The sequence below is a fragment of the Vibrio sp. D420a genome (assembly GCF_030248625.1).
Classification (GTDB): Bacteria; Pseudomonadota; Gammaproteobacteria; order Enterobacterales; family Vibrionaceae; genus Vibrio; species Vibrio fortis_A.
This window is the reverse complement of the sequence record NZ_JAHGAN010000002.1, coordinates 534,660-547,058: the sequence shown is the minus strand read 5'-3', so window position 1 is coordinate 547,058 and position 12,399 is coordinate 534,660. Positions and strand designations below refer to the sequence as shown.

The following is a 12,399-nucleotide window of genomic DNA, read 5'->3' as shown; positions in this document are numbered from 1 at the left end:
GCTTAACAAGCATGCTGATACGGTGGCTTGTTATGCAAGCATTGTTTCTATCGCTCTAGTAACACTCATCAAAATTAGGTTGTGCAACCATGAAGTCCAGTTTTGAATTTAAAACTATCTTGCTCGCTTGTCTGATCATCAGTGTTGGTCAACTTAGCATGGGCTTGGTGTTTCCATCACTACCTTGGATTGCCAAAGACTTTGATGTTTCACTGGAGCAGGCTCAGCTTTTGGTGAGTATCTATCTACTTGGCTTTGGACCCTCGCAGTTTTTATATGGCCCTATCTCCGATGCGTTAGGGCGCAAAAAAGTGTTATTGACCGGTCTTTTGATTGCCTTGATGGGACTACTAGTGATCATTTTCCTGAGTCACTCATTCTCGAATATGGTGCTTGGTCGCTTCCTGCAAGGTCTGGGTACGGGTTGTTGTGCTGTATTAGCTAGAGCGACAACACGAGATAGATATTCGGGTTCAGAGCTACCCATCGCAATGTCTTATATTGCTATGGTGGCATCAATTACACCTCTAATTGCGCCAATAATCGGCGGTTTTATTAACTTCCACTTTGGCTGGAGTATGGTGTTCATCTCGCTGCTTGGCTACGTGAGCTTGGTGTGGTTTGTGATTGCTTTTCGTTTCAAAGAGACGGTTAGCCAGTTTTCGAAGATTCCTTCACCAAAACGAATGACCATCCAGTACAAAGAGTTACTGAGTTCGCGATATTTCATCAGTTTTGCCAGCATAGGTTGGCTTAACTTCAGTTTGATGATCACAACTGTTTCAGTGATGCCATTTATCATGCAGAACCAAATTGGCATGACGTCGGATCAATACGCAATGTGGGCGGTGATACCGGCATTAGGTATGTTAGGCGGGACCAGTTTGTGTAGTCGGATTCGACCTATCTTAGGCAGTAAGAAAACTCTGTTGATTACGCCTGTTCTTCATACCTGCGCGGCTGTCTGGCTGTTTGTGTGTCCGCTAGAGCCGATGTACCTAATGCTCGGACAGTTATTGATGATTCTTGGAAACGGTATTGCATTGCCATGTGCTCAAGCCCTAGTGATGCTTCCATACAAAAAGAATGCAGGTGCGGCTGCAGCTATGTCTGGAGGAGGGCAGATGGTGGTGTCGTCACTGGTGAGTATGGGATTGGTTAAACTGGGTTTAGGAGAAGCTTGGCATCTGTCGATTGTGATCGCTGTGTTTACGTTAATTACACTGTTTAATATCACTCGTGGTTTTAATAGCCCAGAAGCGCAGCAGGCAAATACTTAGCCTGCTACAAAGTTGGTCTCGTTCGATTATTCACACACAACGGCTACTTTTTGACTCGCCAATGTATCCGCTGGAACAGGATGATCGATTAGTTTGATGGGTGATTCATACAACTCTGAGAGTGTTTTCTCACTCAATAAGGTATCGGTGCCACCTTCAAAGGCAATCTCTCCCTGCTTTAGAGCGATAATGTGAGTTGCGTAACGCAGTGCCAAATTCAGATCATGAAGAATGACTATGATACCCACACCTTCATTTCGATTGAGCTCCGCAAGTAAACTCATTAACTGAAATTGGTGATGAACGTCGAGTGCCGATGTTGGCTCATCGAGAATCAACAGTGGGGATTGTTGAGCAAGTAGCATTGATACCCAAGCTCGCTGGCGTTCACCACCAGATAGCTCATCGGCCAACGCACTTGAAAACTGATCTACGCCAGTGCGTTTCATCGCTTGTTCAATGATCGCGGTATCTTCTTGATTCCATCGTCCAAAGGCACCACGCCAAGGGAATCGTCCCAATCGAACCAACTCAGAAACTGTTAGGCCAGCTGAAGTAGGAAGCTTTTGTGGCAAATAAGCGATGCGTTTGGCGAGATCTTTACTTTTGAGCGAGCTCAACGAGGTGTTGTCGAGCTTTACTTCTCCCTGTTCTGCTTGCACCTGACCGGACAATAAATTTACCAACGTTGATTTTCCCGAGCCATTATGACCGAGTACCACTGTGAGTTTATCGGTGGGGATCGTTAAGTTAGGCACTTGTAAAATGGTTCGATCATCACGAATCACTTCAATATTAGAGAGCTGGAACATAAATAACCTTTGTTAGGGTAGATACTCAACGTCAACGTCGTCTTTTATCTTGTCGGTTTAGTTGTTTGGCGTTTGTTGTCTGGGTGTCGGGGACAATCATCACACAGTTTACGAGAATCACATTTATAGACCAGACAACAGCTGGTTCTAACCAACTTTAACATGCCCGTTTCAGGATCCGTTTTGAGGCTGGTTAAGTGGCGGAGTGGGAGTTCACATGCTTCTAGCCATAGTTTCGCTTGTTCAAGAATGTACTCGTTACTGAATTCATTGTGGTGACGTTGAACCTTTATGAGTGCTGCCAGAAGATGGTCTGCTAACAAATGCTGAGTAAAGCCTGGGCGAATGCGTGTCCAAGTATTAATTTGTTCTCTATAGAACTCAGCTAAGGCCAGCAGCGCTTTTCCTGCTTCTGGGATTAACTCTTCCGGCGTTCCATGTTTGTGCGCATCAGTGCCGAAGCGGTAGCCAGTGATAAATCCTTTTAAACGCGACTGACCAATATTTTGAATATCAGGCAGTGAGTGCAACGCATAAATGGAAATAAAGCTGACGTATATCGGTTGCCAGCTGAGTAGATCCCAAGTGCGAGTTAACCAATATGGATTTCCTGCTTCCGGATGGTTTTTTGCCAAGCTATCATAAACACGTTTGATCTCGATATGGCTACCTGGATTGCTGATCACAATGCTTTTGCCGTAGATGGGCCCGAAGCTACCTTTTAAGAAAGGAGTAATTTCTTTTGAAAGCGAAAATACTTTTTGATGAAGAGGAGGGGCTTTTTTACGGGTAACAATATCGTGAATCTGGGCCAGCATAAGATTGGTATAAATGATAATCAATTTCGTTATCATAACTAAACGATGCACACTTCACCATACAAATTGGTGCATTGATGTCGTTTGAAATGGATTTTTAAGGCAGAACAACAAACGATACGTGACCAGAATAGAGTTAAATGATACTAATATTTGTAAAGTGAATGTTATTTATCGATCTATCACCCACTCAAGACGAAGAAGTATAAACGTTGAATAAGAATACCCCTGCATTTGAGCGAATTAGTAAGGTTCTAGGTTTTATTCACACTAACCTTAGTAGCCAACTTTCTTTAGAAGAGATAGCGACCCAGAGCTGTTGGTCTCGTTGGCAGTTGCAGCGCGTTTTTCAGTCGGAGACGGGGATGACAGTGGCGAACTATGTCCGAGAGCTCAAATTAAGTAGAGCCGCTGAACTGCTGTTGGATGATGATCAAAGAGTGATTGATATTGCGATTGCTCTGGGCTTCAACTCAGAAATTAGCTTTAGTCGGGCGTTTAAGCAGATGTTTGAGATTAGCCCTAGCCAATATCGAAAAAGTGGTAAAAGGGTTGGCTTGAAGAAACCTATCGAGGTTTCGGATTTCTCTACTGCTCTAGAAGAAGAGAGTGGTGCTCGTTTTGTTGAGGTAAAAATTGATGAGCGTGATGCCTTTTTGATTAAAGGCATGAGCACAGAAATCAGTGGCTTGTTTTCTCTTACGCAGGACTTTGCTCAAAAAGTTCCACAGTTGTGGGCACATCTCGAGCAAGAAGTGGTGTTACCAAAAGAACAAGACCTGCGCTTTATTGGGGTTGTAGATATCACTCAAGCGAATTTTGATGGTACTAACCTTAAATATTGGGCTGGTGTCGTATTGGATGAACAAGTCTCTATGCCAACTCTTCCTAGCGTGGTTTCAGAAAAACTAGAAGTGCTTACTGTGCCGAAACAGACCTATGCAGTAGTCAAACATAAAGGGCCTATCCAAGGTTTACCTAAAACACTGTCATGGTTTGTTCTAAATTGGCTTCCAGCTTCAGGTTATCGAGGGATTGATGGTTATGAATTGGAAGTGTATCCAAAGGACTATCAATCACAGTCACAAGACGCTGAGATGGAGTATTGGGTTCCAATAGTAAGAGCCTAATTGACCTTGTCCTGTTTATGGGTAATCCATCATTTGACCGTATTTATATAAGGGTCAATTGCTTTTTTCGTAAGCAATTGACCCTTTTTTATAGATATTTGCACCAAATTGTTAATTATCACGCTGCCAGATACATACAATGCAAATGAGATTTATTATTATTTAACTTAAGCATTGGTATCTGAGGGACTCATGAACACCCACACTCATTTCAAGTATTCCGCAATAACTATCGCGCTCGTTAGTGCTTTATCTGCCACAGCATATGCAGAAGAGTCGAAAACAAACTCTGAGCAAGATGTAGAAACAGTAACGATCCTAGGTAAGGCGTATCGTAATACGGCGACTAAGACCGTTTTGGCTCCAGAAGAGACGCCGCAAACTTTAAATGTGATAGAAGGCGAGCAGTTAGAGCAGCGTGGTGTGAAGTCTGTAATGCAGGCACTACGTTATGCTCCAGGTGTTTCTACCGAAACGAAAGGTGGTGCGGTTGTTCTAACGGATTGGGTGAACATTCGTGGTTTTAGTTCTTCAGACAACTACTACGATGGCATGATGCTTCCAACTCTTCCAGGATGGAACGTGAAACCGCAGATCGATGCTATCGCAATGGAGCGTTTAGAGATCTTCAAAGGACCTACATCGGTTCTTTACGGCACAATGCCTCCTGGCGGTATGGTTAATATCATTGCCAAGTCACCTCAATTTGAAGAGTCGACAACCGTAGGTTTAGCGACAGGTTTGAACAACCTTGTTGAAGCATCAATTGATACAACTGGCGCATTGAGTGACAACGTGGCGTATCGTTTGGTTGCGCTTGGCCGCAAGCAAGATACGCAAGTCGATGGTGTGGAAGAAGAACGTTACTTGATTGCACCTTCTATTGACTGGTATCTATCTGATAAAACCTTTATTAACTTCAATCTTTATTATCAGAAAGATCCGGCACTTGGACAAAACGTAACGGTTCCTCTAGCTGCAATAAAGTCAGGCAAGATTTCACCTTCAACGTTCGCTGGTGATGTTAACTACAACACTATCGAAAGAGACTTTTTCATCGCAGGTTACAAGTTTAACCACGACTTCAACTCAAATTGGGCATTCTTGCAGAACTTCCGTTATATGCAGGCTGATTTTTATCAAGAAAGTACCAGTAGCGACGCATTTGATGCCACAACAGGTACGCTGAGCCGCTCTGCTTTCAGCACTGACGAAAGCTCAAAAGGTATTTCGGTTGATAACCAACTTTCTGGTTTGGTAACGACGGGTGCTTTAAACCATTACTTGCTGTTTGGTGTCGATTATCGAACTGTTGAAGGTGATGTCGCTTATGACTATTTCGTCGGCGTTGACAGCCTTAATCTCTACAACCCAAACAATGACAAGTTAAATCCGGGTGACTTCACTAAGACATATTACGAAAACAGCGACATCGAGATGAGCCAACTTGGATTCTACTTCCAAGACCAAATGTTGGTTAACAACTGGGTATTTATCGCTGGTGGCCGTTTCGACAAAGTAGAGACGACGACTAAGAAATCTGTGATGGGAGGTGCTGCGACCAAAAGTGACACCGACGACACAAATTTCTCGTACAGATTGGGTGCGTTGTACCAGTTTGAAAATGGCCTCTCTCCATTTGCCAACTTTGGAACTAGCTTTGAGCCAAGCGTAAAACTGGACGCTGCGGGTAATAACTTAGAACCGGAAACAGGTGAACAAGTCGAGCTAGGGATCAAATACGATTCTTACGAGACTATGTTGTCGGGTTCTGCTTCTTTGTTCCAGATTAAGAAGAAAAATGTTGGTGTTCGTCCTGATGGAGCGTCTCCTTGGACCGCTGTAGGTGAAATTCGCTCACAAGGCTTGGAACTAGAAGGACGTGCTGAGGTTACCGACAACTTAGACGTTATTGCAAACTACACATACACCGATATGGAGATCACCGAAGACAAAGACACATCAAACATTGGTCAAACACCAGTATTTGTTCCAGACCACACGGCTAACTTGTGGGCGAACTATTTCTTCCGCCAAGGTGCAATGTCTGGCCTAAGAGTCGGTGGTGGTGTTCGTTATTTCGGTGAAACGGTGTTGAATGACACATCAGATAAGAACGCAGGTAAAGTGCCTTCGTACACATTAGTCGACCTGTCATTGGGGTACGATCTTGGTGAAATGAATAGTTCATTGAAGAATGCAACGGCAAACATTATTGCTAACAACCTTTTCAATGAAGAGTACTACACCTGTTGGAACGAAAGTTACTGTTGGTACGGTCAAGAGCAAACCGTAGAGTTCAATGTTAAGTATGAGTTCTAACTAAACAAAAGCAATTTTATGAGCAGCCCAATGTGGCTGCTTTTGTCGTTTAAAAGAAACAACTAAAACCGATAGGGAATAATATGGATCTATTAAATAAAGGCTTACGATTTTCCAAGGTAGGAATTGGTTTATCGTTCATGGTTTGGATGTGGTCAGGCCAAGCATTGGCTGAGTTTAAAGTACAAGACAGCGAAGGTACAAAAACCTTACCGGCAGAGCCTGCGCGAATTGCTGCACTCAACTGGGATATTGCAGAACAGGTGATTGAGCTAGGAGTGACACCTATCGCGGTGCCTGATATCGCCGGATATAATGAATGGGTTGTTCAGCCTCCTATCCCAGAAGGGGCGCAAGATGTTGGGACACGTACAGAACCTAATTTCTCCGTTCTTAAACAGCTAAAGCCAGATGTTATTTTGATCGCTTCACCGCAGAAAGATCTCGAATCCCGTTTGTCTGAAATCGCACCTGTTCTCTACTATCAGACATACAGTGAAACACATAATAACGCGCACGCTGCGATCGATAACTTCAAGAAAATCAGTCATGTCCTTGGTAAAGAAGAAGTGGCTGATCAAAAACTACAAGCGATGAATGAAAGAATCGCTGAACTTAAAGGCCTGCTTGATAAAGCATATCCGGCAGACAAACCGAAAGTAACGTCGTTTCGTTTTGCAAGCACCAACTCGGTGTTCATTTACGGTGATAACTCGATTCCTCAATATGCGCTGGAACAGCTTGGCTTTGAAAATGCGATTCAATTGCCAGCCAGCCAATGGGGTATCACTCAGAAACGAATTACAGAGCTTAAGCACGTAAAAGATGGAATTGCACTGTACTTCGAACCTTTCCCTTACACGGCCAAACTAAATCGTTCACCTGTATGGAAAAGCATGCCGTTTGTGAAGAATAACCAGGTAGGGCCTGTTGCGCCGAGTTGGAGTTATGGCGGTGCGATGTCAATTCTTTACAACGCAGAAGCGATAGCTGAATCAATGCTGGAGCTCGCTGAGAAGTAATGAAATATAACGGGTTAATTGTTGTGGCTGTATTGTTGTTAGCAGCCACCATTCATTTGTGGCTAGGGCAGAGCGATTTTGGGCCCGTATCTTTATTAATGAATGAGGTAGCGGCAGCAGGAAGTTGGTCGGCTCTGCAAACCTTATACTCAGAATCGTTTGAGCTGATGGGGTTTATTGATGTCAATTTACCGCGTTTGGTGATGGCGATATTGGTGGGTGGGTCTCTGGGTACCATTGGTAGCCTTTTCCAGCAATTAACTCAAAACAGAATGATGTCACCATTGACGCTGGGTACATCAGCAGGTGCTTGGCTTGGACTTGTGCTGATGAATGTCTTTACGCCAATGCTAGTCGGTCAATTTTCGGTCTTTTTTGCTCTATTAGGTGCTTTGGCTGCGATGGGGCTGATTGTCGCGATTGTTGGTCTGAAAAACATGAGCGGCTTGCCGATAGTATTAGCCGGTATGGCCGTCAACTTGCTACTTGGCGCATTTGCGACGGCGATTATTCTGCTCAACGATCAATATGCACAGAATCTATTTATTTGGGGAGCGGGTGATCTCGGCCAGAATGGCTGGGAGCAAGTTGAATGGCTGCTTCCAAAGCTTCTACCTATTATCGCTATATTCCTGTTTGCACCGCGAGTATTGACGTTGTTATCTATTGGAACCGAAGGTGCTGCAGCTCGTGGTTTAAACATTGGTACCACATTCTTTCTTTTGATGTTTATCGGTGTTTGGCTGGTTTCTGTGTCAATTACTACAGTCGGGGTGATCAGTTTTATCGGTTTGATTGCGCCCAACATTGCTCGCTACCTTGGTGCTATTAAGGCGAAACACGAGTTGTACGCGAGTGGGTTATTAGGCGCCTTACTTCTGTGCGCAACGGATAGTCTTGCTATCTTCATGGGGCAATGGTCATTAGATATCATCCCTACAGGTACAGCGACGGCAGTTATCGGTGCTCCCGCGCTGATTTTAATTGCAAGAAAACAGTTAACCGCGCAAGACCAGATGTTCTTTTCGATGCCGAAAGGAGCAAAGCAAACTGATGCTAAAGTCTATCTTGCGATAGGTACGGTAATGCTAGTGTTGCTTGGATTGAGTTCTTTTTCACATCCGTTATCTAACGAGCACTATTTTCAGATTCCTGATGCGTTTGAATGGTCGATTCGTTGGCCACGTATGTTAACGGCTATTTTTGCTGGTGGTGGCTTGGCGGTGGCTGGGGTGATCCTTCAACGATTGGTTTACAACCCGCTTGCGAGCCCAGATATTCTGGGGGTATCGTCGGGGGCGGTATTAGCGTTGATTCTGAGCAGTTTATTATTTGGTCATTCAATCCATACATTAAGCCCTTGGGTCGCGTTTTCGGGTAGTTTAGGCGCTCTTGCCCTTCTACTTTTTCTCGGAAAGAAACATCAATACGCGCCTTCCATCTTGATCTTAACTGGGATCTCGTTGACCGCTGTATTAGAAGCTCTAGTGCAGTTTTCATTAACACGAGTGGGTGAGGGTAAGTACACTCTGTTGGCGTGGCTCGCTGGTTCGACTTATCGTGTTAAGCCAGAGTCTGCGTTAATTCTTGCTTTAATTATCTCACTGGTCGTTATCACTGCTTTGTCGCTGAGCCGTTGGGTCACCCTTATTGGTTCAGGGCGTCAATTCGCATCCGCTCGTGGCCTAAATATTTCAACTGCTTACTTGGTGTTACTGTGTTTGGTTGCGGTATTGTGTGGTGTAGTAACGACAACGATGGGGCCAGTGGCATTCGTTGGCCTATTAGGTCCGCATATCGCCGCTATTGTTGGTGCTCGAACGGTCAAAGAGCAAATCTTGCTCTCAATGTTAATCGGCGCAACGCTTATGTTGTTTGCCGACTGGTTAGGACAAATTGTGGTATTTCCTGCTCAACTGGCAGCAGGGACTCTGGTCTCGGTCATTGGTGGTAGTTACTTTATCTTCCTCTTGTTAAAAGCAAGACGCGATTGATGAACAACGTGATTATGTTGATTTAATACTGGGCAGTACTTCGGTACTGCTTTTTTATGTGAATCAACATGAATACATCGACTACGTATCAAATTTACCTATAGATATTTGAGTATGTTAATAAAATGTTTACTCTAAAAGTAAGCCCATGACATCGGATGTCTTACATTATGCCTAATCAAGATCGTGTAACTTGCGCTATAGATGACAACAATATCGCGACAGTAACCCTCAATCGACCAGATAAACTGAACGCCATCGACATGGATATGTTTATGGCAGTGAACCAGCTCACTCGAGAACTAAAGAAAAATAAAACCCTTCGAGCAGTGATTGTGACTGCTAACGGAAGTGACTTTTGCTCGGGCCTCGATGTGAAATCACTACTCACCAGCAAAGTCGGTGCATTAAAGCTGCTGTTCAAATGGTGGCCTACCCAAGCGAATGCTGCACAACGCTTTTCAACCGGATGGCGAGAGATTCCATGCCCCGTCATTTTCGCAATTCACGGTAAGTGTTGGGGAGGAGGTCTGCAGTTAGCCTGCGGTGGGGATTTCCGTATTGCGAGCTATGATTCAAACTTTTCGATAATGGAAGGTAAGTGGGGTTTGATCCCAGATATGGGAGGCTCGCTTGCTTTTCGAGAAGTGATGCGCCAAGACCATACATTAGAAATGGCAATGACGGCGAAGGTGATCGATAGCCAGACAGCGAAAAGCTACGGTTTGGTTACTCACCTCTCTTCCGATCCTTACATGGAAGCATACAATTTGGCGCTTGAGTGCGTTAACCGAAGTCCAGATGCTATTGCTGCAAACAAAAAGTTGTACCAGAAAACGTGGTGGACGAGCCCCGGCAAAGCACTCATGTTAGAGACTTGGTATCAGATAAAAGTTGGTATGAGTAAGAACATGATTATTGCTGGTCAGCGAGAGAGAAACAGAGAAGAACCGAGAGCTTTTGAGGCAAGGCAGTTTAAGTAGGCCTTGGCTAGTAATACGCGTTATTCCATTTGTTTATAGAGGTTTGAGATACCCTAAAGCTAGTCAAATTATTCACTAGCTAGATGAGCCTCCTTTAATGAAAAACGGTTTAAAAATCTCAGTAGCTGCAGCCGCGATTATGGCAAGCCTTAACGTTTCTGCTAGCGGTATCTTTCTCCAAGAAGCAGTGATAGCAAATGCAGGTACCGCAGGTGCGGGTGATGGTGTCTACACTCGTTCTGCTGCTGCGATGTGGACTAACCCAGCCACTATGTCTTATATGGGCGAGAGTAAAACGACCATCAATACCATGGTGTTCGATCTGGAGATGGAATACACAGACAACAATAATCCTTCTGGTGATGGCCGCGGTCACTCAGTTTTACCTTCAGCTGGTGCGTTCCATGCCCACCAAATAACTGACAAACTTCATTTAGGTATTGCACTGGGCGCAGCCGGTGGATCTAGCCTAGATTATGGTAGCAACTGGGCGGGTTCAGCTTTGCTCGAAGACATCACGCTCACAGCGATGCAGATCAACCCTGCATTGAGTTATCAAGTGAATGACCAACTGGCTATCGGTGCTGGTGTTCAGCTGGGTTGGGCAGCTTTTCAGCAAACCACCTCAATGTTAACGGCAAAACAAGACACTGATTGGGCTTATGGTTATAACTTGGGTGTGATGTACACGCCAACCGAGCAGTTGAAACTAGGCCTGAGTTACCGCTCTAAACTGGAACATGAATTCAACAATGAAGTAAAAGGCCCAATCGGAGGCGATCGTTCACTTGCTACAGATGTCGCCTTGCCTGAGATTGTTGACGTGAGCGCTAGCTACGCTGTTAATGAAAGACTCGATCTATTAACTAGTGTTCAACTGCATCGTTGGAGCGCATGGGATGAAACTGTTTTAGATTTTGGTGCTGCGGGTGGTGTGCCAATCAAGCGGGATTGGGATGATGTTTGGAAATTGGCTGTTGGTGCAGATTATCAACTGAATTCTGACTGGCGATTAAAGGCCGGCTTCTCTTATGAAAGCTCTCCACAAGATGATCCTTCAATGCAGTGGGTCGATGTACCTGTAGGCGAACAATACCGTTACTCAGTCGGTGCCTCTACCTATTGGGATGATATCTTGATTGATGTTTTCTATGAATACGCAGACTTTGGTTCAGTCGAAATGGAGCGAGCGGGTGTAGATGGTACATTTGACGGCCGCATCCACTTTGTTGGGATTAGTGCGACGTTCTAATGAGATCCAAAAGCAGACTACTCGCAATGATTCTTTTACTCTTTGGCTCAGCAGGGTTGCATGCTGAGGAAAAGCATCATGAAGACCCGACGAAGATCGTCACCAAAGCAGGGCTGGCCTATAACGAAGAGCTGAAATTTTCGGGTTCGATAGGGTTGGATGACGCTCGAATGATTAACGCTCGCATTAATGCCGATGGCGATGAGTGGCGTTTAGGTGGGTCGTGGTTGCTCCCTTTGGGAATTGTTAATTTCAACTTCAGTCGCTCTGAATACGACAACGATGCATACAAGAATAACTACAGTATCGGTACGTTTGTTCCACTGAGTTATTTTGGTTTTGAACCCTATGGTTGGCAGCTCTTCCCTATGGCGGGATACAGTTACAATGATGGTGAAGTTGCGTACTTTGACGACTCTAGCGTTGATAACGACTATGTCTTGATGCCAACGTCGACTCATGGTGGCTATCTGGGAGCATTTGGCCTAAAGCCAATCAATGAGCAATGGTCGCTGTTAGCGTTTGGTGGCGGTTCGATGGGGTCTGATGACTATTCTGGTTATTGGGCTGGGATTGGAGCTAGCTACAAGATTTCAGATTCACAATCCTTCAACCTTTTCAGTATCTTTGCTGAAGACGATTTTGGGGAAAACAACAGTGTTGGTGTCTCTTATACCTATGAGTTTAATTAAATCCGTTTAGTTTTTATCTGAATGAGACAAGGCTGGCTTTTATAGTCAGCCTTTTGCTTTTCTGGTTGGCACGCTGGAGCACAGGTGTGAAAAT

10 protein-coding genes are annotated in these 12,399 nt (G+C 44.6%); 8 read left to right on the top strand and 2 right to left on the bottom strand.

Translation table 11 applies throughout. The features are described 5' to 3' along the window. Positions 1–89 precede the first annotated feature (89 nt). A complete protein-coding gene (locus tag KI743_RS03270; protein ID WP_285464905.1) occupies positions 90–1,280 on the top strand; it encodes a multidrug effflux MFS transporter in 1,191 nt (396 codons plus the stop codon). A 26-nt stretch (positions 1,281–1,306) separates the two neighbouring features. Here the strand turns inward: KI743_RS03270 and KI743_RS03265 are convergent, their stop codons facing one another. Further along, a complete protein-coding gene (locus tag KI743_RS03265) occupies positions 1,307–2,092 on the bottom strand; it encodes an ABC transporter ATP-binding protein (RefSeq protein ID WP_152469668.1) in 786 nt (261 codons plus the stop codon). A 44-nt stretch (positions 2,093–2,136) separates the two neighbouring features. After that, the gene (locus KI743_RS03260) at positions 2,137–2,910 is read right to left on the bottom strand and encodes a siderophore ferric iron reductase (RefSeq protein ID WP_285465108.1); all 774 of its coding nucleotides are present in this window, start codon (positions 2,908–2,910) and stop codon (positions 2,137–2,139) included. A gap of 212 nt (positions 2,911–3,122) precedes the next feature. Between KI743_RS03260 and KI743_RS03255 the strand changes: the two genes are divergently transcribed. The 7 genes from KI743_RS03255 (at position 3,123) to KI743_RS03225 (ending at position 12,305) form a co-directional block, all read left to right on the top strand. After that, the gene (locus tag KI743_RS03255) at positions 3,123–4,040 is read left to right on the top strand and encodes an AraC family transcriptional regulator (RefSeq protein ID WP_150896585.1); all 918 of its coding nucleotides are present in this window, start codon (positions 3,123–3,125) and stop codon (positions 4,038–4,040) included. Positions 4,041–4,232: 192 nt separating this feature from the next. Further along, entirely contained in the window at positions 4,233–6,362 is a 2,130-nt protein-coding gene (locus tag KI743_RS03250; protein ID WP_285464902.1) for a TonB-dependent siderophore receptor, read from the top strand. Positions 6,363–6,502: 140 nt separating this feature from the next. After that, entirely contained in the window at positions 6,503–7,384 is an 882-nt protein-coding gene (locus KI743_RS03245) for an iron-siderophore ABC transporter substrate-binding protein (RefSeq protein WP_306416754.1), read from the top strand. Then, positions 7,384–9,378, top strand: a complete 1,995-nt coding sequence (gene fhuB / locus KI743_RS03240) for a Fe(3+)-hydroxamate ABC transporter permease FhuB (RefSeq protein ID WP_285464900.1) — start codon at positions 7,384–7,386, stop codon at positions 9,376–9,378. The genes KI743_RS03245 and fhuB overlap by 1 nt, the downstream gene beginning before the upstream one ends. A gap of 170 nt (positions 9,379–9,548) precedes the next feature. Continuing rightward, complete coding sequence (locus KI743_RS03235) at positions 9,549–10,361, top strand: crotonase/enoyl-CoA hydratase family protein (protein ID WP_285464897.1); 813 nt, start codon at positions 9,549–9,551, stop codon at positions 10,359–10,361. A 97-nt stretch (positions 10,362–10,458) separates the two neighbouring features. Further along, positions 10,459–11,613 carry an OmpP1/FadL family transporter gene (locus KI743_RS03230; protein ID WP_285464896.1) on the top strand — a complete coding sequence of 385 codons (1,155 nt, stop codon included), beginning with the start codon at positions 10,459–10,461 and terminating at the stop codon, positions 11,611–11,613. Positions 11,614–11,639: 26 nt separating this feature from the next. Continuing rightward, a complete protein-coding gene (locus KI743_RS03225) occupies positions 11,640–12,305 on the top strand; it encodes a hypothetical protein (protein ID WP_285464894.1) in 666 nt (221 codons plus the stop codon). Positions 12,306–12,399: the final 94 nt, after the last annotated feature.

Coding starts and splice junctions, on each gene's coding strand:
- KI743_RS03245 (WP_306416754.1), top strand. CDS start 6,503: ATGGTTTGGATGTGGTCAGGCCAAGCATTGGCTGAGTTTAAAGTACAA.
- KI743_RS03270 (WP_285464905.1), top strand. CDS start 90: ATGAAGTCCAGTTTTGAATTTAAAACTATCTTGCTCGCTTGTCTGATC.
- KI743_RS03260 (WP_285465108.1), bottom strand. CDS start 2,910: ATGCTGGCCCAGATTCACGATATTGTTACCCGTAAAAAAGCCCCTCCT.
- KI743_RS03250 (WP_285464902.1), top strand. CDS start 4,233: ATGAACACCCACACTCATTTCAAGTATTCCGCAATAACTATCGCGCTC.
- fhuB (WP_285464900.1), top strand. CDS start 7,384: ATGAAATATAACGGGTTAATTGTTGTGGCTGTATTGTTGTTAGCAGCC.
- KI743_RS03235 (WP_285464897.1), top strand. CDS start 9,549: ATGCCTAATCAAGATCGTGTAACTTGCGCTATAGATGACAACAATATC.
- KI743_RS03225 (WP_285464894.1), top strand. CDS start 11,640: ATGATTCTTTTACTCTTTGGCTCAGCAGGGTTGCATGCTGAGGAAAAG.
- KI743_RS03265 (WP_152469668.1), bottom strand. CDS start 2,092: ATGTTCCAGCTCTCTAATATTGAAGTGATTCGTGATGATCGAACCATT.
- KI743_RS03230 (WP_285464896.1), top strand. CDS start 10,459: ATGAAAAACGGTTTAAAAATCTCAGTAGCTGCAGCCGCGATTATGGCA.